This is a genomic window from Nostoc sp. 'Peltigera membranacea cyanobiont' 210A (assembly GCF_002246015.1).
Taxonomy (GTDB): domain Bacteria; phylum Cyanobacteriota; class Cyanobacteriia; order Cyanobacteriales; family Nostocaceae; genus Nostoc.
This window is the reverse complement of sequence record NZ_NOLJ01000013.1, coordinates 1-19,763: the sequence shown is the minus strand read 5'-3', so window position 1 is coordinate 19,763 and position 19,763 is coordinate 1. Positions and strand designations below refer to the sequence as shown.

The window sequence follows — 19,763 nt, the reverse complement described above, 5'->3', positions numbered from 1 at the left end:
ATTATTACCGATAAATTACTCGATATTTCTGGTAATATTTTTACGTAATTTCTTAGCTCTATAGTTCCTGTTGCAGGTATCATAATTGGGTTGACATACCGTAGAGCAAAACGGACTACTTCTGTAGGAGATGTAATTTGAGCATATTTTTGCCATACTCATAACTAAAATTTAGTATCTATAATCTTAGTCTGCAAGACTTTAAGGTTCTTGTCCGTATCAAAAACATAACGATATATAGCGTTTCCTAATCATACAAGGTACATCNATAGTCCCCTCTCGAAGAGCGGGGAGGGGGTTGGGGGTGGGGTTCTTGTACCTCACTTAACCGAGAACCGCTATAAGACCTTTAAAGGCAGTTTCCCGCATTACCCCACAAAGCCCTGTAATCGCTTCTCCCTCTCTTCCCAATCAGGCAAATAAGCAGACATAAAGCACTTAAATAGCTTACCGTGGTTGGGAACGAGGAGATGCACAAGTTCGTGAACGATCGCAAACTCACCCAATTCTTTTGGTAAATCTAGCAGTTCAGTATTCAGCGTTAAGCGTCCTGTAGTAGAAATAGATGCCCACTTGCGCTTCATCGGACGGAGTTGAATTTGTTTGACTTGGACTTTAATGCGATCGCTCCATTCTCCCACAGCGTCCTTAAATGCTTGCGCGTCTTCCCATTTTAAATTGTCGCAGTTAGCAATCATGATTCGACTCGTTGGAGTTTCAGTAGATTGTTCGTGACTTCAATAGTTTGCTCAACTGAGCTTGTAATCGGATAAATAGTAGCGTAAAGTTCGGTTCTTAAATCAATTTCCTGACGCGCATCCCACCAGTAATCAGGGAAGTTGCCATAAATGGCGTTGATGGTTTCGGCTTGGTTGATATCAAGCCGATCAACCGCTTGCTTGATGACAGTATAAATCGCAAAGGTGTTTTCATCAACCTTGAGCCGTTGCCGTTCTGACTCTGCTTCTACGCATTCATTGGCAATTTCATCTAGTTGGGTTAAAGCAACGTGAGCCTCTATTTGGCGGTTTTCAAAGCTGGCGCGGACAATTTCGGCACGTTCGCCAATGGAAATCAAAAAAGGCGATCGCTGACTTTGCTCGTGTACATCTCTAAACAGTGCCTTACTCAAGTTTAAAACTTTTACTGTATCCGTTGTGCTACTTTGGCGGAATTGTTCTAATTGTTGGGTATTGAGTTCGTGGATTGTCCCTGGCATTTCTAACTCGCCGATTGTGACGTTGCGGCGTACCAGTTCTTTGGTTTTGGCGGTGAGTTCAATATCAATGTAGGGGCTGGTATTATAAGCAGCGCGGATGGTTCCGTAAAGCCTGACGATCGCTTGATAATTTTCCATGAAGGGACGCAAGTCAGGGTCAGGAGAGAGGATTTCGTAAATTGATTGTAATTGGCGGACAAATTGAAAGAACTTCTCTCGCAAGTCTTTATCCGCAAAGTGCGCCGCAGCGCGTTCTTTTGCTTTGTCGTCCCATCCCTTAGCTAGCGGTAAATACTCAGGTGCAGTATTTTCCATCATCGTTTGCAGGAGGTTTTTGATCACATCGACATTTTGGATGATGTCGTTAACTTCTCCCGATTCAAAAGCCAGGGCTTGCTCTAGTTTGTCGCCAAAGATCCCGATAAAATCTAGAACAAAGCCGTAGGGTTTAACTAAACCTTCTACGTCTTCATAGGGGCGATTCACACGGGCGATTCCCTGCAAGAGAACGTGATCGCGCATCGGTTTGTCGAGATACATACAATAAAGTATCGGTGCATCAAATCCCGTCAATAGTTTCTCGGTGACGATGAGAATTTTGGGCAATGCTTTGCGGTAGTCTTCGTAAAGTTGGCGAATTTTTGTCACAGCATCAGCATCGCCACCGCACAGAATTTCTAAATTTTGGGCATCTTCAGCAGAACAATAACCTGTAAAACTTAGGGTTTTAGTAATGTAGTTAAAATCTTTAGGTCGAGATCCGATAAAGTCGATTACTGTATCCGGTAAGGATATTTTGGCAGAAACGACGGATTTTTTAATAAAAGCTTTGCGGACTTCTTTCTCTTCGGCATCAGTCAGATTGTACTCGCGCAGTCCTTCGGCTGTAGTCCGGGAATAGACGACTGTTGAGTATTCAGCAGGGAGATATTTGTCTAAGGCTTGTTTATAAAGTCTACAAGCTTCCCGATCTACACCAACCATAAAAGCTTTAAAGCCCATTGGTTCAACGTAGTCGCGGAAGTGTTCGGCGACAAATTTAGCTACTTTATCTACTCTATCTTCACTTTTGAGAAACTCTTTTAATTTAACTGCGCGATCGAGAATGCCATCCAGTTCCTCAATGTCGTTAATATCTTCTGCGGCTTTAAGTTGGAGAAATTCTTTTTCTAAAATTTCTTGGGGAACGCGAAACTCTGATTTAGCAAGGGCATAATTTAGCTTCAGGGTTGTGCCATCTCGTACCGAGTCGGCGGTTGAATAGGAATCTAGGCTGTATTTTGGGTCAGTAGGTTCGCCGAAGGTTTGGAAGGTACTTTGTCCTTTAGCTGCTTTACTGACAGGTGTACCTGTGAAACCGATAAATGTAGCGTTGGGGAGGGCAGCCATCAAATATATGCCGAAATTACCACCTGTGCTACGGTGTGCCTCATCGACTAAGACGGTAATCGTAGAACGCTTATTTTCTACCTTCATCTTGTCGAATTTGTGAATCATGGCGACGATTAACCCGCGATAATCATCTTGGATTAGTTTTTCTAAGTCTGCTTTACTAGTTGCGACTTCATAACTTTTGATGCCATAAGCCTTGAGGTTTTTGTCTAGTTGGTTTTCTAATTCGTTGCGGTCAATAATCATGATTACGGTATTATCGCCGCTAATATTGCGGAGTTGGGCGGCAATTATAATCATGGTGAGGGTTTTACCACTGCCTTGGGTATGCCAAACTAGTCCGCGTTTTTTATTCGGGTCTTGGATGCGTTGCAGGACTTTTTCGACTGCACGGGTTTGGTGTTGTCGTAAAACTACTTTAGTTAAGCCGTCATCGCGTTCGAGGAAAACAACGTAATATCTAAGAATCTCTAAAAAGCGTTGATGGTCGAAGAAGGTTTTGATTTTCTCTTCATAGTCGCCTTCTTTAATTGTGTCGCTTTGTTTGTTCAGTTTCCATTCAAACAAATTTTTGCGGTTGGTATTCCAAGTTAAGCCATACCAGAAATTCCAGAGTTCTGTGACTTCAAAAATTTGGGGAAAGGCGAGTAATTCTGGGGTTTGGTTGTGGTAGCGGCGAATTTGGTCAATGCCTAGTGCTAAACCATCAGTTTTCTTTTCTCCTTTGGTTTCAGCAATGGCGACGGGAATACCGTTAATTAGAAAAATAATATCAGCGCGGTTGGGAAATTTTAGGCCTTTTTGCGACCATTCATCAGTAACTTGGAAGATGTTATTTTCTGGGTTATTAAAGTCGATGAGGGTAATATTTCTGTCGCGGTTTTCTTCTTGGGCGACAAAAATAGATTGTTTGCCTTGCAACCAGTTTAAAGCTTCGCGGTTGCCTTCGATGGTGTTCTCAATGTTTCGCAGACGGCGAAGAATTTCGTTTATGTTGTTGGAGGTGACAACCCCAGGATTTAGTTTAATTAGTTGACTGCGAAGAACATCCGCAAAGTAGCGTTCATTGAGCTTTTCCTCTCCCTTTCCTTCACGCCGTTGTAATGCCTCTTTTGAAGTTAGGTATTCCCAGCCAATTTGATAGGCATATTTCAGCATCGGTCTTTGCACGGCGGAAGTTTCGCTCATACGTAAGTCTCAGTTAAGGGTTGGGTGGAAATTTTACCTATCATCAGTTGTTCTAGCATGGCGTGGAAGAGTTCGTCGATAAGGGTGATTTCTTTTTCTAGGGCTTGAATTTTGCGATCGCAGTTTTTCAAAATATCTGTAATATATATCTGTTCTTCAGGAGAAGGGAAGGCAATTTTATACTGTTTAAGCAAACCAAGATTAAGGTGTGAAATTTGCCCTTGATGAGCCGCTTCTCTTAACTTCTCATATTGATTCATTAAATATTGCCAGAGAAATTCTGAATCTATTTTGTAATTTGGTATAATTGCTGCTGTATTTTGTGTAGTTGCAGCACCGATTTCTAACAAAGATACTTGTCCTCTGGTTTTCCCCTGACCGTACATTGCCATGAATACGGTTTTAGGAGGATAAATTTTTAGATTATAGTCTAGTACTGCTTGCTTACTTATACAAGTATCAGATTCACAAATTCTGTTATTTACTATTTGCGCTGTCTTGATAAATGGAATATTACCTATGTAATATTCTGGTTTGTTAGTAGATGGTGTAGTACCTGTAGAAATACTACAAATCTCACCCAACTTCACAACTTGCCAGCTTTCAGGAATTTCGCCTATTTCCGTCTGCTTGCGCGATTCATTATTCCATTGCACTGTACCATCCTGAATATCAGTAATTCTTAAAAATTTATACCCATGATCTTTTTCAGTTGCACTGGCTGTATAACCATACTCCGGCTTTTCGCAATATTCACCTAACTTTACAACTTTCCAATGAGGCGGCACTTGCATCTCACCCATTCCTACCCCTCTCATATTCCATCAGCAATAATCAAATCCATCATTTCATTTTTATTCTTCCGATAAACCCGAAAATCACTATCTAGAGTTAACACACTACTACCATTAATCAACTCACTCATTCTTACCAAACACGCATCAGCTAAAGACATCGGCACATTCTGATATCGCTTCAGTAACTCTCTAACCGTTCCTATTTCATCACTGAGACGAAAAGAGATTTGAATTAAGCCAGTATCTAACAAAGACATAACCGTATCCTCACCGCCATAGAAATCTCGCAATATAAAACACGTCTCACTAATAACTGCTTCGCAAGTAAAGAAAGGGTAAGCTAGATTAGCGACTTCTTTAGTAGCCCAACTATGATATCGTTCCTGATTATTAATTAAAGCAACTAGTGGGCCAGTATCAATAATGATATTTTGCTTCACTACCTACCGAACCCTTCTAAATACTTTTTATTAGTCGCCAAATCTCCGGGGCCTCCATCAATACATCCAATAAACTCCTTAGCAGCTTCTAAAAAGGAAACTTGTTTTTCCTTCTCTGTATCCTGAAGTGTCTCCTGCTTTTGTAATTCCTTGAAATGCAAAAATTCAATAAAATTTAATACCTCCTGCTGCTTCTCAGGAGATAATTTTTTAACCTCATCAATTATCATTTGTTCTTTATCAATTGCTTGAGTCATTGCTGTATCCTCGATGAAAATAAAAAGGAGAAATACTTGTAGCTGATTGAAACTTTAGCAATTTACACTCTACTACTCATTGCAGAAAAACTTAAATACTCAAGAATCAGCAAGCGTAAATAGTCTAACATCTCAAGATAAGCCTTCATACTTTGATATTCTCCATTACTACCAAAGTAAAATTGAGCAACAGCAGGAATATCAAAAATTCCCAGGTGATTTAAATTTTCAACTGCTTGCTGTTGATTTTGTATCTCACCCTTAACTTGAATTTGACTAGCATATCCTCTGATATTAACTGTTAATAGTTCAAGTTCTTCTAAAAGCGAAAACTCATCATTAGATGCGGGGAAATTTGCGGCGATTTTCTGGCGTTCTGATTTTGTGGTTTGATAATCACTGGTTAACTGTTCTAAAATATGAATAATCTGATTTTTCGTTCTATTAGCTTTTTGAGTTACCACATCTAACCTACTCATCATTGACTCCATAAGTGACAATTTTTTCAATACCAAACGAATCTGGTCGAACAATTATATACTCATTTCCTTTTCGATAAACTGCTGCACCATCTCCACGATATCCGGCTTTAGGTACTCGCATTGCTCCTTTTTTATTAAAGTTGTGAGCTTTTCTTAAATATTTCAAAGCATCAATATTTTTCCTCAAAGCATGATCTATAACACTATGAGCCACACTAGTATAGGTAGATGCATCCCACTTGGTCAAATACTGCTCAATCTCAGCAATTTCTGCCTCACTATATTTTGCACACAACCTTAACCAAAACGGGTCAACAGGCAACTCATCAGGCATTAAATCTGTACTCATTCTTTGACGCTTAAATTCAACTTTGCTAACACCTCGTCTAAATCTTTATCCGCCCATTGCCTCTCTTGTCTTGCGATCGCCAAATCTGTCAAAATATCTTCAATGGAACGATGCACAACTTTATCGCTAACATCCACAAACTGCGACGGACTAAGATTATAATCCGCTTCCCTCAATTCTTCTAACTTAACGACCTTACTCAGCTTCTCTCGCGTTTCCCAATTGCGATAAACCTCATCAACCGCTTTAATCCCTTCCTGCGTCAAAATATTCTTCGGATCGCCCTTCACAAAATAATCAGCAGCATTAATCAGCAAAAACTCGCCCTTCCGATTCAGAGGTTTCAGCCGATTTAACAAAATTACCACCCCTGGCGCAGTCGTGTTATAAAACAAGTTTTCAGGTAGTAAAATCACCCCTTCAACTCTGTCCCTTTCCACAAATACCTTGCGAATGTCCCTTTCTTGATTTTTGTTTTGACTCCCCGAACCGCGAGACACTGCACCTGTATCCAAAACAACTGCCGCCCGTCCGTTATCTTTCAGCGATGCCCAAATATGCTGCACCCATCCCCAATCTGCTGAAGATTTCGATGCAATTCCGTCCTTAAACCGTTCAAAAGAATCTTCTTCATAAGCATCTGCGCCGTAGTTGTCCTGATTCCACATCGGATTAGCAACCACATAATCAAAGCGCATCACCTTCTTGTCAACCGTAAATTTAGGTTGCCTGAATGTATCGCCAATCTCAATTTGAGTATCAGTAAAATCCTGCAAAAACATATTCATTTTAGCGATCGCAAAAGTTGTCGGGTTCAACTCTTGCCCAAATAACCGAGGTGCTTTACTCTCTTCCCCTGGATGTTTGCGGTTGAACACCAGACGCGGCTTAGTTAACAACCTTCCCGATCCACAAGTGGGGTCATAAATCTTCGTGTAGGGTTCAGGGTCAATAATTTCCGCAATCAACCAACCCACTTCTGATGGTGTCAGAAACTCCCCCGCACTTTGCCCCTGTCCTTCGGCAAACTTCCGCAGCAGATACTCATAGGCTTCCCCCAAAACATCTGCATTGGTATTCTTTAACCCCAACCGATGCCGACTGATGACTTCAATCAAGTCCTTTAAAGGGTCATTATCCAAAACGCGCTGATTGCTTTGCTTCTCGTTATAATCCTTCAGCGTCAGCGTTCCCGATAACCCAGGATTGCGCTTTGCCACCTCCCGCATCGCCGTTGTGATAAACTCTCCTAAGCCATCTTTAGGATGAAAGCGAATCGCATCCCAACGGTATTCGTGGGGGACATAGTAACGCACAATCGGCTGACGGTTATTTTTAATTGCATCTTTGTGATCTGCTTCAATGAAAGCACGGGCTAAGTCTCCACCCCCAAATTTCTCGGCGCACTTTTCATACTCATCATCAAACACATCAGACAGCCGTTTGTAGAAAATTAGCGGCAGAATAAAATCCTTGAATTTTGGTGCATCCGTCGAACCGCGTATCTTACAAGCAGCGTCCCACAGCCATTGTTCCATTGCGGGAATGTCCAAACGCTCATCAGCTTGGTTCGCTAACTGTAGAAGTGGTAAATCAAGAGAACCGTTTTCCTCTGCTTGCTTTTTACTGTTTTTCCTTGTTCCACGCGGCACTATACTTAACTCCTGTGTTAGCGTTCGCGGAGCGTCTCGTAGAGAAGCTCGTCGTTGGCGTTCGCGTTAGCGTCTCTGAAAGAGAAGCCTCTCGTAAAGAAGGCATCGCTTCTATCTTATGAAAGAGAATCCCTATTTTCTCAGTTTCTCGGCTATCAAATTCCATGACTTTTTCCAATTACCCAATTCCGCCGGAAAAACCGAGCTAAAGCTGATTCTTCTAAAGATAGATAAATTGGGCGTCCGTGGGGACAGGTGCGGGGGTTGCGAGTGCGTTGCCAATTATCTAAAAGTGTCTGCATTTCTTGTTGATTCATCGGTGTACCGTTACGAATGGCACTGCGACAGGCGACAGCTACTTGGGCTGTTTGTAAATCGCCCCCCCAACTAAGTTCTAAAATTGCTTCTGCACAGTCGTCTCGCTGCTGCAAAGGTGCGGGGATATTACGGACTGCCCAAAGTTGTTCGCCAAAAGGTTCTATGTCTAAACCAATGCGTTGCAGTTGCAATACTTGCGCTGGCGATAATTGATAAAGAATTATTGGCGGTTCGACGGGTACGAGTTGCCAATCATCGCATAATTGCTCATACAAAACTCGCTCATGGGCAATGTGCTGTTCTACTAACCACATACCGCCTGAATGTTCCACCACAATATAAGTATTGCTAACTTGAGCGACAGCTTTTAAAGAGTTAGGAGTTGGGAGTGAGGAGTTAGGAGTTTTGGGATTTTCGTTAGGATTTTGAGAATTGAAATTGTAGCTGCCTTTTGCTTCTGCGGCTTTGAGTAATTTACTAACTCGTGTTGTGTGAACAGCTTCTTTGAGATTGTTAGAAGAGATGCTGAGTGCTTGGTTAATTGCTTGGGTAATTTGCTCTTGCCAATAAATGATTTCGTTGAGGTAAATTTCTGTTTTTGCTGGATTGCGATTCCAGTTAATTTGATCTGGGGAAATGGCAAGATGTAAGAAACAAATTGGATAGCGATCGCGCGGTAATGTTCTGTGAAATGCTGATAATATTGTTTGCTCTAGTTCTGGTGTCTTAACCATCCTGCCATTAATGGCTACACGTACCCAATCTGGACGATGGCGATGACAGCGATCGGGTAATCCTACCACTAAATTTAGTGCTGAGTGGGGAGAGACGCGATTCATCGCGTCTGTACAAGAGTATTGAGGAGAGACGCGATTAATCGCGTCTGTACAGGAGTTGGGAGGGTTGGGTATTTCGAGTTTTATTTCTTGCAAGTCACCTTGTCGCACTTGCGGTAAAATCTGCGGTAGTAGTTGTCCAGTTGTGGCAGCAGGACAAATAGTGAACCATTGACGGTCATTTTGCCAAATCTGCCAGGTGACGTGAGGATGACACATAGCGATTTGGTGAATTGTGGCTTGCACAGCTTTCATTTGCTGTGCTGTTGTGGGCAATCCCTGACGACGTGATGAGCAATTACCGAAAAGATGAGAAACTGTAACTACTGTACCAGGTGCGATCGCAGTTGCTTCAACTTGTACAACTTTCCCGCCATCGCCATAAATTATTCGCCATCCTAAATTTCCCCCCAGAGGACGACTCAAAATTTCCAAATCTGCCAGAGTCGTTAAACTGTGCAACGCCTCACCACGAAACCCTAAACTGTTAATTTTCCACAAATCGGCACTAGAGCGAATTTTACTAGTGCTGTGGGCTGTGGCTGCTTGTTGCAAATCATCTAGGTTCATTCCACAACCATTATCTGCCACACGAATTCGCCATTGCTGCGGCCACAGAGAAACCACAATTCGCGTTGCACCTGCGTCTAGGGAATTTTCTACCAATTCCCGCACCACAGAAGCTAAAGAGTCGATTACCTCTCCAGCTGTAATGAGATATACGACTTCTGTTGGTAGAGCTTGAATAGTAGATGCCATAAATTATAGTTTATAACTTCTGGGGGCACGCTATATACCAATACAGTTCAGTTAAGAAAAATTGTAGGTTGGGTTAAGCAAAGCGCAACCCAACAAAGCCCAGGAAATGTTGGGTTTCGTTCCTCAAACGCCACTTGCTACCCTGCGGGAACGCTAAAAGCGAATAAGTCGGGAAACCGCAAGGGCGCAGCGGCTCCCCAACTTACACAGTTTAATCTTTTTGGCGCTAACCGAACTGTATTTAGCTATATACGACTGATAGCAAGAATTCTTTCTCCGCAAAAAAAGAACCACAAATAAACACAGATAATTTATCAGTGTTTATTTGTGGTTTAATTTCTAAAACATTAATTATTGCAAGATATTTATTGTGCATTACAACTTTTTCTATCGCATCAGAAAAAATTAGTAATTGCAACATTAATTAACATTAAATCACCTTACTTTATGAATATCTTTAGGCGATTCGTTAATTAGTATCTCTCATGGACAGAATTTTCGGTGGTTCAGGTTTGAGCAAACCGTTCAACAGTGATGCAGGAGGTTGACTGTAAGGCCAAGCAAAAGCATGACGGAAAGCTGCATCTTGACAAGCTTGTAGTTGTTCAAAACTAATGATGTTGTAAGTCAAGAGATTCTCATACTCAAATGGTAGACGCACATTATGCAATCCAGCATTATCAGTACATATAGCAATCTCGACTCCAGCATCAAAACAACGATCAAAAACTAATTTGAGTTGACGTATATCCTGCAAAGTTCCAGTTTGTAGGTAAGTTGTCGGGCAAACCTCCAAACATTGTCCGCGTCTAGCCACATCATTAAGTAGCTCTGGATATAGTAGGGGAATTTGAATGCCGTGACCAATCCGCATCAGATATGGTAGCAGTTCTGGGTAACAACCAGCGGTGGTTTCATATAGATGTCCCGTGGTGTTAACGCCCAGCGATCGCGCATAATCATATAAGCTAATCCATTCTTCTAAGCGATCGGCGTAATAACTATCACCTCCGGCTACATCTACTGCACAGACATACTGTTTATTTTGCGCCGCCAAATCCACAATCGCCTTGTTCACCTCATAAGGTAGGCGCGTGTGCATACAGAGAATTTGGCTAGTAACAATCGGATATTCTGGCTGATGGCTGGCAAGTCCTACTACCCGCACAATTTCTGCCATCTTGTCAATTCTTTCCGATTGACTCAGATGTTCAGGTGTCCGCAAATAAGGAGTGTAGCGCAGTTCCAGATAAGCCAAATTTTCAAATATGTAAGCACCCCGCACCAAGCGATAGATAAAGTAAGGCAAAGTCTCCACAGTTTGCACGCTTTCTACCAAGGTGTGTAATTCTAGATACTCATCTAGAGTGTTACGTGGGCGGGTATAAAAATCTTCAAAATCTGAATAGTCAGCAAAGCGGGAAATTAACTCCGAAGAATGCCGCTCGAAATATCGCCATAAAACTCGTGGTACGACCGAGCCGCCTAGATGTCTATGTAATTCAGCATATAAAGCCATAGTGGTATTTTTAGGTAAAAATTTCAATGATTGTAACAAAAACATTGAGAGAAAAATATTCCATCAAAAAAATTTAGCTCCAACTTCTTTAAAGGAGAGGTTTCCCGACATCTGAATTTCAACAAATACTCCGACCGATAAACGGCGCAAACGATTTGGTGGCTTGGAATTAGATAGGGTTGAAAGCAACAGATAAATTTCTGCCTCCTACCTCCTGCACTAGTATTTGCAGTATGAATCAACTTGACATTACCAAGATTAAATTGATAGCATTGATATCCTTAATTTTTGTGCTATACTAAAAGAACATTGCTATTGTCAAACGAGTGAGATATAGCAATATATTTTTCCTTTAACAAAGCAAATTCCTGGCAAGGTTGGTATTAATTGAAAATTCAAGCGTTGGAAGTCAAGGCTGGCGATCGGATTATTGCTTACTGCAACAATAAAATGCAAACCTGTAAGGTAAAACGCATTTTAGATCCAGGTCAAGCTAATATCACACTATCAGTATTCACTTCTGAGAATTATCGCGGTTGCTCAGTTTCATCTATAGTTCGCTTCCAAAGCAACGCCTTAGTTGACTTGGTAAGTTAAAAATCAAGTAATATTCAATCTCAAAAATATTTCTAGCTATTGTCCAGCCTCAAACTGGACAAAATTTTTGTCAAAGGTGTGATACCTACGCAGATACAAATCTGTTAATTATGGCTGGATGATTTTCGCAACCTTACACTACCTAGTGGCTTGTCCCATTAAATATAATCAGTTTGTAGTAAGCAGTTCAGTACTTAAAAATCCAGGACTAAATAAAGTCCTTACTACAAACTCATTCACTCATCATAACTAATAGGACATACCACTAGCATAGAGAACAGTAATTGATAAAATTCTGAGATAAAAATCTAATTTATGGCTTTTGTTAATTCTTTTTCACATCACGAGCCATGTTTAGGTAGTAGTCGTCAAGTTTGGCATTAGAACGACGGCGGTTAGTGGCAGCAATTTTAGCAATGTTATCCCGATTCGTTTCAATTGGCTGTTTAGCTGAAGCTTGTTTTACGTCTTGCGCCCCATCGGATTCCAAGAAATAACCAGGCTGAGAGAATCCGAAAAGCTTGCCAAAAAAACCAAATAAATTTCCGAAAAAATTAGAAATACTTTGGAATAAAACACCAAACAAGCCTTCAATACGAAGGAACAAGTTCCGAATAATTTGGGTTAGACGAAGCATAACAGCACCTTTAATGATTGCCTATTACCATTGTGACTCAATTCGGATTCGGGAATTGAGGATATGGCAAAAATCTACCAGTGGGTAGGTATAATTCCCACAGCCCTACTTTTCCTGAACCAGCAAAACTGACTTCACAGGACGCTTGATAGAATTTCCCTCCAAATCAACCTTCCCGTAAAAGGTTTTCCCATTGTAATAAAGCGAAGACGAACTTCCCCCATCCAGATTCATCGCTCGATCGGCACCAAGAGTTTTCATCAAGTCAGCTAATGCTGGCAAAGAGATTCCAGAGTTTGCGGGAGCCAAGGGTTTTTGAGCCACCATAACTAAAATAACGCTACCATCACGGGTGATACCTACAGCAGTTCTGGCATTGGGTTGATTGCTGCCAAGGGCATCTCGTTTATTAGCGTTGTCCACAAAACCCTCTTTTTCCAAGGTGAGTTCCGGTAATAGGCGTGGCCCAGCACCTATAGCATCAACTAACTGACAACCTGCTGGTGGTGACTGACTGTGTAGGGCAATGGAATAGTGGGTAGTTTGCCCACATAAGTAGCGACGGAATTCTGCGCGATTGAATATTTGACCCAAATAAGATTTTAAGTTGGGATTGTTCACCAGCCGCTCGTTTTCCTTGGGATCGGCTATCAACTTTCCTTGTCGGACAACATAAGATGTAGTTTTTTGGTTGGCTGGGTCAAAAAATCCTGCATTCAAAATAGCCACGGCTTGATACTTTTGCGCAAATTCCTCTACAGTGGCTACCTTCTGTGATAGTGCAGGAGTCACCAAAAATTTGCTATTAGCTGGAATTAACACGATGTGAGCGATGCTTTGGGGCAAAGTGCGATCGAAGTAGCGGATAGTTTTTGGTGGTGAAGCCGCAATAGTGGGTATTGACGGTGTTGAAAAACGCAAATTAAACCACAACACCATTGCCAAACTAATTAATATCAAAGCCAGTAGTTTGATTTTTCTCACTTTTAAACTCACGTGCGGTTAGCTCAAAAAAGTTGATTTAATCGATTTAATTAAAATACTTTAAGCTGAAAAATAAGCAATTAACTTTAATTATTCCCGGTTCGCGCATTTTTTAGGGATTTAGGAAAAGTAGATAGTCAAAAGTGTACCGAAGGGCATATTCCCAAATAGACTCAATTAGGTATGTGTTCGCAATTATGGCTACTGAACCCATAATTACAAACGAAGGAGTCGATGATATACCTATACTTCTAACTCAAATAGAGCGTATGGACGTATAACCGCTAATCGATAAACACTTTTCGACACACGGAAATTGGCAAGGTAATTTTCAAAAAGTTAAGAGACAATATCTTGCTAGACCTTCTCAACCAGTGTTGACTCGATTTATGCCGCATTTATGCAACGCTTAAAATCGCTTTTTACGCCAATTTAACTTTAAAATAACTAAATTATCTAGATTCAGCAGAATATGAGTAGAGTTATCTTCACAAAACATCAAGGAATAAAATATGTACGTTATTGAATTGCAAATTAGAAAATTAGTATTTTGCAATTGTCCACAGAAGTATCTGCGGCTTTGATAGTTGCTTAAGTTCGGATCAATTGAAATTTTTAACTGCTTATGCGTCCTCGTCAAAAAATTATCGAGATGTTCTCAACCTTCGTTGAGTTGGAAGGAGACAGATTCAGCAAATGGCTGATTGATATCAAGCTGCATCGAAATATTCAAAATTGCTTGGAGTCTTCACCATTCGTCCCTAACTCAGAAAATTTTTGGGCGTTACATTGGTACAAGTGTTGGCGAGAGCAATCTAATAGCCTTGCTAGAATGCATTTATCTGCTTATTTACAGGAACCAAATTATTGGGCTGCTAAAAAAACAATTGCCAAGTTTACAAATAGTCAACATAGCCTAGCAGATTATTTTCAAATGGCGAATGCTGAAATTGAAACAATTCTCAAAAATTTTAATCTAGAAAAATGCTCTAGCTTAAAAACCTATGCTACTATGGCAGTTCCCAGTCGGCTAAAAGATATTTTACGCCAACGCAAAGAAGCTGATATTTGTACAAATTGGGCATTGTTACGCAAAGTAAGCAAAAAGCAGTTATTAGAAGCTCTTGCTCAAGCTGGATTATCACCGATTCTAATTGCCCAATATCGACTCGCCTGGACTTGTTTCAAAGAACTGTATGTTCAAAACCAACCAGGTGGCACAAAGTCACTACCAGAACCAGAACCTCAACTTTGGGAAGCTATTGTCAACCTCTACAACCGCGATCGCCAAAATCAGTTAACTCAACCTACTCCACAATGCACGAGAGAGAAAATGGAACAGTGGCTAACCCAGACATCTGTGTACGTGCGTGGTTATCTGTATCCACCTGTTAGTTCTTTAAATTTAGCAATATCAAAAGATGACTCCACAACAACTTTTGATTTGCCAGATCCATCCTCTGACTCATTAATTGCAGAGATGATAGCCCAAGAGGATGCCCAAAACCAACAAAATCAACAATTTCAGATTGAAGGTGTTTTGTTAAAAAAATTACAAACTCTTGAGGTAAAAACTCAGGAAATACTTAAACTTTACTACCAACAGGGGTTAACTCAGCCACAGATTGTAGAACACCTACAAATTAGTCAGCCTACTGTTTCTCGCCGACTGCTCAAAGCGAGAGAATCAATGCTTTCAGCATTGATCCAATGGAGTCAAGATACGCTTAATATTTCTGTAACTTCCAACCTAGTTAATGATATGAGTATCGCTTTGGAAGAATGGTTGAAAGTTAAGTATGGGGAATCTCGCTGAGATTATGAAGGATGAGGTAGTAAAAATGACTTCCGCTTTTACAGAACCGCAGGAACTATTGTTAGAAATATCACCATCATTACAGACACGTTCTTGGCAAGAAAGCCAAATGTACGCCACACCTAGCAGTCGCTGGCGTGCTTACATGAATCAAATTTGCCTTCATGGGTTTTTGAATTGGGTAAAAGCTGAATATGTTCCAGAAGCAAGTATCTGGCACAGTTCCCCTGGTATTCCTGCTTTTTGGGAATTTGTCAATGGCACAGCAATTTTGTTAAAGGAAAAGCGAGTCGTTTTAATTCCTAGCGAGGCAATTGATGATAGCGAGTTAGAAGTTCCTCAAGAATGGGTAGATATTCCTAGTTGGGCAGCAGACTATTATTTAGCAGTGCAAGTCACACCAGATGGTGAGTGGGTAAGAATTTGGGGCTACATAACCCATCAAAAACTTAAATCACTAGCAGACTATGACCAAGTAGATAGGACTTATTGTATAGATGCACGGCACTTAATTAAAGACCTTAATGCTTTTTGGATGACCTACCAATTTTGTGGAACAGAGGAGATGAAAGGTGCGATCGCTCCACTACCAGAATTATCGACTGTTCAAGCAGAAAATCTTGTGCAACGGTTAGGTAATCCCTCTGTAACATTCCCTAGACTTGCAGTGCCATTTACAACTTGGGGAGTGCTACTAGAGAATGAGCAGTGGCGACAGCGTTTGTACCAAGAAAGGTTGCGATATCTACGACAAGCCGCGCCTACGCAATTTTCACAAGTACAAGTGAATCTCAGTCGTTGGTTGGAGCAGATTTACGATACTTCTTGGCAAGCTATAGAGACTTTTTTTGAGCCAAACTCCAGTAGCCTAGCTTTTAATTTCCGCACTTCCTCCGGGTTAAATGCTACCGCTATCAAACGCGCCAAGCTGATTGACTGGGGAATAGAAATAGAGGCTCAAAAAGTTATTTTATTAGTTGCCTTAATACCAGAAGCTAACCAACAAGTTAGGATTCGCGTGCAGCTACATCCAGCTTGTAATCAACCTAACCTACCTGCTAATATCAAGCTAGTTTTACTTTCAGATCGAGGGGAAATACTTCAACAAGTACAAGCAAGAGTTCAAGATATTTATGTGCAGTTGAAACTCTTTGATGGGGAAGTAGGAGAATGTTTCAGCATCCAGATTGATCTGAATAATTATCAAATAACAGAAAATTTCATAATTTAGTTATTAGGAGCCAGCAGTGTCAAATTGGTGTTGATTGGGAGCATCCTTAACTGAACCGTACTGAGATATAAGTAGTCCGTCCTTTGCTTATACCCGTAGTTTGTTCGATAAAAAAAGGCGATTTGAGGGCTGAAATGCTTAAGCAAAGAACGCTGCCTACGGCGGTAAACTACGGACTATTTTTTCGATACCTTCAAAAGTTTTTAATGCCTCTGGTGATGTATTTTTATACAAGATTGATGCAATCTCTTTTGCGGCGGCTTGTAAACTTTGTTTTTCCTCGAAGGTCATAGGTTTAGCCCAAATTTGTCTTGTGTACTATAATGACTACACTTTCCTTTGGAGTTTTTGCATAAGTAGAATGCTCTTTGTTGATTAGTCATTAGTTAATCACGAATGGCAAAGTCCACTTAACTTATGAGTAAGCTAGTTGTCTTCAGCTTCTTGGGAGGAGATTTAAATCAAGGATTTCCTGTTGTCACGGCTCAACTTTGGTGTCAGAACCAATTTGTACCCGTGAAATTAACTGGGAGTCTACCACCAGCCCCAGAACTAAGCGAACTCTACCGCAGATGGCAGTTACTCTACGCAGCAGTTCATCAACGTCTGGATCGTAACAATCAACGGATAAAAGTACATTCACAAGACATAACCAATATTTCTGTTAATGACTTCGATGAAGTGTGTCAACAGCTACAAGCAAATATCAATGCTTGGTTGAAATTTGAGTCATTTCAGAATATTGAACGGCAGTTGCGAACTCTACTTAGTCGTCATGATGAAATTAGAGTAATTATTGAAACAAATATAGTTCTACTGCATCGCTTGCCTTGGCATCTATGGAATTTTTTTGAAGATTACCCGAAAGCGGAATTAGCTTTGAGCAATCATGAGTATGAATCTCCTCAGCTATTACAAAAATCTCCTACAGGTAAAGTCAAAATTTTAGCAATTTTAGGCAATAGAGTTGGTATTGATATTGAAAAAGACGCCTATTTGTTACAAGGTTTAACAGATGCCAAAACCACCTTTCTTATAGAACCAACACGGCAAACACTTGATGAGTATTTATGGAATCAGGATTGGGATATTCTATTTTTTGCCGGACATAGCAATAGTCTTGCTGACGGAGAAATTGGGGAAATTTGCATCAATCAAACAGAAAGCTTAACAATTTCGCAGTTGAAAAATGGACTAAAGGCAGCAATTAGACGCGGTTTGAAACTAGCAATTTTCAACTCTTGTGACGGAATTGGTTTAGGACGAAATTTAGCGGATTTAAACATTCCCCAAATGATTGTAATGAGGGAAGGAGTGCCAGATTTAATCGCACAGGAATTTTTAAAAAACTTCCTTACTGCCTTTGCAGATAGCAAACCATTTTACTTGGCTGTGCGAGAAGCGCGAGAAAGACTTCAAGGACTGGAAAATGAATTTCCTTGTGCCAGTTGGTTGCCAGTCATCTGTCAAAATCCCACAACTGTTCCGACTACGTGGCAAGAACTGCGTGGCAATTTTGATAATACTAAATTTGTGGGTAAAATTTCGACAAAAGGTAAAATTGCGACATCAAAATCTAAATTTTGGAATGTACTACTTAGTACTTTTCTTGTGGCTGTTTCAACGGTAGGTTTGAGATACTTGGGAGTCTTTGAGAAAATCGAATTGCAAACTTTCGATCGAATGCTACGGCTGGGACTCAAGGAAGATCCAGATCCAAGGTTGATAATTGTCGAAATTACTGAAAAAGATATTCAATCACGACAAGACATGACCAAAGGATTGAAATCCATTTCGGATAGTACGTTAGCTAAATTGCTCAACAAATTACAAAAGTATCAACCGCGAGTTGTTGGACTGGATATTTATAGAGACTTCGCTGATCCCCCAAACAAATCAAACCTAATACAACTTCCGACTGAACTTAATAAAGAGAACGTTGTTGTTGTCTGCAAAAGCCGCGATAGTAAATACGATCTCCAAGGTGTTAAACCTCCGAAAGACGTACCTGTAGAACGTCAGGGTTTTACTGATGCAATTAAAGACCCAGATGGTATCGTCCGTCGGCAAATTTTGATGATGGCACAAGAGCCTTCTTCGACTTGTACAACGCCTTATTCGCTCTCGTTGCAATTAATTACTCGTTACTTATCTTATGAAAATATTAAACCTAAATTTAATGAAGATTATGTACAGTTTGGCTCTAAAGTATTTAAACGCTTAAAACCTAGTCGCAGTGGTGCCTATCAACAAGGAGTTGATTTAGGCGGAAATCAAATACTTGTCAATTACCGTAATACAGATTATCAGAGAGTTTCCCTTGATGATGTATTGAGTAATAAATTTGATCGTAAATCATTTAAAGATAAGGTAGTTATCGTTGGAGTGACAGCTAATACAGTCAGCGATACTTGGTCAACTCCCTACAGTACTGCACAACAAGATTACCAAGAAATATCAGGGGTATTTATACAAGCACAAATGGTTAGCCAAGTTTTGAGTGCAGTTTTAGACCAACGTCCAATTCTTTGGGTTTTGCCTTACTGGGGCGATATTCTCTGGATATGCGGTTGGTCTGTAGCTGGGAGTCTGATTATTTGGTGGGTGCGATCGCTCTTAGATAAGAGATGCGCTATCTTTGTGACAGTTGTCATATTATATGGAGTTTGTGCGATCGCTCTTTTAAAACAAGGGCTATGGTTGCCATTTATTCCTTCTGCCTTTGCCGTGGTTGCAGGCGGTGTTGTAATTATATTTATTCCAAGTCGTCGGCAACTTTCCACTACTTTACAATCATTAGTTGAGTAAGGGACTTCCAAGGAATAAATTACTCAAAAAAATTGAAAGCATATATTTAACCAAGAATGATAATCATTATGAGGGGGTAAGTGCTCAAAGCTTGGGGATTCGACCCCACCTGAACGAAAACCACTTAATAGAAGTTTAATAGAAGTGGGGGACTCAGACCCCTGTTCCGCGGGAGCTTCACAGCAGGAGTCAGGAGTCATTTCCCCTGCCTCTTCGTTGAAAATACCTTGATTGCAGGTTTGAGCCATTAATAAGCTGCTCCACATTTAAATTGCATATACTGGGCAGGCAGGATGCCCACCCCACAAGAGTTATACTTAACTCGATTATGCAAGTTAGATGTTTTTTAGCTTATCGCTCTTCCATCACTCTAACCAGAGGAAAATAAGAAATCCTCAGAATATAAGTTGTCTGGAATAGCGCCTTGCATTCGATTCATCAATGCAATTAGTGTGAGAAACCCAATTGATAAATGCGAAACT

17 protein-coding genes are annotated in these 19,763 nt (G+C 40.6%); 4 read left to right on the top strand and 13 right to left on the bottom strand.

Annotation, left to right across the window (positions count from 1 at the left end):
- Nucleotides 1-368: 368 nt before the first annotated feature.
- The 10 genes from CDG76_RS31365 to CDG76_RS31315 form a co-directional block, all read right to left on the bottom strand.
- Nucleotides 369-698, bottom strand: coding sequence for a M48 metallopeptidase family protein (locus CDG76_RS31365; protein ID WP_094352749.1), 330 nt, complete (start codon nt 696-698; stop codon nt 369-371).
- Nucleotides 695-3,799, bottom strand: coding sequence for a type I restriction endonuclease subunit R (locus CDG76_RS31360; protein ID WP_094352748.1), 3,105 nt, complete (start codon nt 3,797-3,799; stop codon nt 695-697). The genes CDG76_RS31365 and CDG76_RS31360 overlap by 4 nt, the downstream gene beginning before the upstream one ends.
- On the bottom strand, nt 3,796-4,602 hold the full coding sequence (locus CDG76_RS31355; protein ID WP_190241038.1) for a restriction endonuclease subunit S: 807 nt from the start codon (nt 4,600-4,602) through the stop codon (nt 3,796-3,798). The genes CDG76_RS31360 and CDG76_RS31355 overlap by 4 nt, the downstream gene beginning before the upstream one ends.
- A gap of 11 nt (nt 4,603-4,613) precedes the next feature.
- Nucleotides 4,614-5,036, bottom strand: coding sequence for a type II toxin-antitoxin system VapC family toxin (locus tag CDG76_RS31350; RefSeq protein WP_094352746.1), 423 nt, complete (start codon nt 5,034-5,036; stop codon nt 4,614-4,616).
- Nucleotides 5,036-5,293: a DUF2281 domain-containing protein gene (locus CDG76_RS31345; protein ID WP_094352745.1), complete on the bottom strand. Its 258-nt coding sequence runs from the start codon at nt 5,291-5,293 to the stop codon at nt 5,036-5,038. Before CDG76_RS31345 ends, CDG76_RS31350 begins: the two co-directional genes overlap by 1 nt.
- Before the next feature lie 62 nt (nt 5,294-5,355).
- Nucleotides 5,356-5,775: a hypothetical protein gene (locus CDG76_RS31340; RefSeq protein ID WP_317616146.1), complete on the bottom strand. Its 420-nt coding sequence runs from the start codon at nt 5,773-5,775 to the stop codon at nt 5,356-5,358.
- Nucleotides 5,765-6,124: a hypothetical protein gene (locus CDG76_RS31335; RefSeq protein ID WP_223265468.1), complete on the bottom strand. Its 360-nt coding sequence runs from the start codon at nt 6,122-6,124 to the stop codon at nt 5,765-5,767. Before CDG76_RS31335 ends, CDG76_RS31340 begins: the two co-directional genes overlap by 11 nt.
- Nucleotides 6,121-7,776, bottom strand: a complete 1,656-nt coding sequence (locus tag CDG76_RS31330) for a type I restriction-modification system subunit M (RefSeq protein WP_223265467.1) — start codon at nt 7,774-7,776, stop codon at nt 6,121-6,123. The genes CDG76_RS31335 and CDG76_RS31330 overlap by 4 nt, the downstream gene beginning before the upstream one ends.
- 155 nt (nt 7,777-7,931) lie before the next feature.
- A complete protein-coding gene (mutL, locus tag CDG76_RS31325) occupies nt 7,932-9,689 on the bottom strand; it encodes a DNA mismatch repair endonuclease MutL (protein WP_094352743.1) in 1,758 nt (585 codons plus the stop codon).
- A 469-nt stretch (nt 9,690-10,158) separates the two neighbouring features.
- Entirely contained in the window at nt 10,159-11,208 is a 1,050-nt protein-coding gene (locus tag CDG76_RS31315) for an adenosine deaminase (RefSeq protein ID WP_094352934.1), read from the bottom strand.
- A 387-nt stretch (nt 11,209-11,595) separates the two neighbouring features.
- Between CDG76_RS31315 and CDG76_RS31310 the strand changes: the two genes are divergently transcribed.
- Entirely contained in the window at nt 11,596-11,805 is a 210-nt protein-coding gene (locus CDG76_RS31310; protein ID WP_094352741.1) for a hypothetical protein, read from the top strand.
- Between the two features lie 325 nt (nt 11,806-12,130).
- On the opposite strand, the gene CDG76_RS31305 is transcribed toward CDG76_RS31310, so the two are convergent.
- On the bottom strand, nt 12,131-12,442 hold the full coding sequence (locus tag CDG76_RS31305) for a threonine dehydratase (protein ID WP_094352740.1): 312 nt from the start codon (nt 12,440-12,442) through the stop codon (nt 12,131-12,133).
- Nucleotides 12,443-12,547: 105 nt separating this feature from the next.
- Complete coding sequence (locus CDG76_RS31300) at nt 12,548-13,426, bottom strand: phosphodiester glycosidase family protein (protein ID WP_094352933.1); 879 nt, start codon at nt 13,424-13,426, stop codon at nt 12,548-12,550.
- A 625-nt stretch (nt 13,427-14,051) separates the two neighbouring features.
- On the opposite strand from CDG76_RS31300, the gene CDG76_RS31295 reads away from it, so the two are divergent.
- Nucleotides 14,052-15,242: a sigma-70 family RNA polymerase sigma factor gene (locus tag CDG76_RS31295; protein ID WP_094352739.1), complete on the top strand. Its 1,191-nt coding sequence runs from the start codon at nt 14,052-14,054 to the stop codon at nt 15,240-15,242.
- A gap of 25 nt (nt 15,243-15,267) precedes the next feature.
- On the top strand, nt 15,268-16,473 hold the full coding sequence (locus CDG76_RS31290; RefSeq protein ID WP_094352932.1) for a DUF1822 family protein: 1,206 nt from the start codon (nt 15,268-15,270) through the stop codon (nt 16,471-16,473).
- Nucleotides 16,474-16,629: 156 nt separating this feature from the next.
- Here CDG76_RS31290 and CDG76_RS39275 read toward each other — a convergent pair whose 3' ends face one another.
- A complete protein-coding gene (locus CDG76_RS39275) occupies nt 16,630-16,764 on the bottom strand; it encodes a hypothetical protein (protein WP_257236628.1) in 135 nt (44 codons plus the stop codon).
- Between the two features lie 126 nt (nt 16,765-16,890).
- On the opposite strand from CDG76_RS39275, the gene CDG76_RS31285 reads away from it, so the two are divergent.
- Nucleotides 16,891-19,281, top strand: coding sequence for a CHASE2 domain-containing protein (locus CDG76_RS31285; protein WP_094352738.1), 2,391 nt, complete (start codon nt 16,891-16,893; stop codon nt 19,279-19,281).
- Nucleotides 19,282-19,763: the final 482 nt, after the last annotated feature.

Excerpts from the sequence above, each read along its gene's own strand:
- CDG76_RS39275 (WP_257236628.1), bottom strand. The coding sequence starts at position 16,764 with ATGACCTTCGAGGAAAAACAAAGTTTACAAGCCGCCGCAAAAGAGATT.
- CDG76_RS31345 (WP_094352745.1), bottom strand. The coding sequence starts at position 5,293 with ATGACTCAAGCAATTGATAAAGAACAAATGATAATTGATGAGGTTAAA.
- CDG76_RS31290 (WP_094352932.1), top strand. The coding sequence starts at position 15,268 with ATGACTTCCGCTTTTACAGAACCGCAGGAACTATTGTTAGAAATATCA.
- CDG76_RS31335 (WP_223265468.1), bottom strand. The coding sequence starts at position 6,124 with ATGAGTACAGATTTAATGCCTGATGAGTTGCCTGTTGACCCGTTTTGG.
- CDG76_RS31285 (WP_094352738.1), top strand. The coding sequence starts at position 16,891 with ATGAGTAAGCTAGTTGTCTTCAGCTTCTTGGGAGGAGATTTAAATCAA.
- CDG76_RS31360 (WP_094352748.1), bottom strand. The coding sequence starts at position 3,799 with ATGAGCGAAACTTCCGCCGTGCAAAGACCGATGCTGAAATATGCCTAT.
- CDG76_RS31340 (WP_317616146.1), bottom strand. The coding sequence starts at position 5,775 with ATGATGAGTAGGTTAGATGTGGTAACTCAAAAAGCTAATAGAACGAAA.
- CDG76_RS31305 (WP_094352740.1), bottom strand. The coding sequence starts at position 12,442 with ATGCTTCGTCTAACCCAAATTATTCGGAACTTGTTCCTTCGTATTGAA.
- mutL (WP_094352743.1), bottom strand. The coding sequence starts at position 9,689 with ATGGCATCTACTATTCAAGCTCTACCAACAGAAGTCGTATATCTCATT.
- CDG76_RS31315 (WP_094352934.1), bottom strand. The coding sequence starts at position 11,208 with ATGGCTTTATATGCTGAATTACATAGACATCTAGGCGGCTCGGTCGTA.
- CDG76_RS31295 (WP_094352739.1), top strand. The coding sequence starts at position 14,052 with ATGCGTCCTCGTCAAAAAATTATCGAGATGTTCTCAACCTTCGTTGAG.
- CDG76_RS31355 (WP_190241038.1), bottom strand. The coding sequence starts at position 4,602 with ATGGGTGAGATGCAAGTGCCGCCTCATTGGAAAGTTGTAAAGTTAGGT.
- CDG76_RS31365 (WP_094352749.1), bottom strand. The coding sequence starts at position 698 with ATGATTGCTAACTGCGACAATTTAAAATGGGAAGACGCGCAAGCATTT.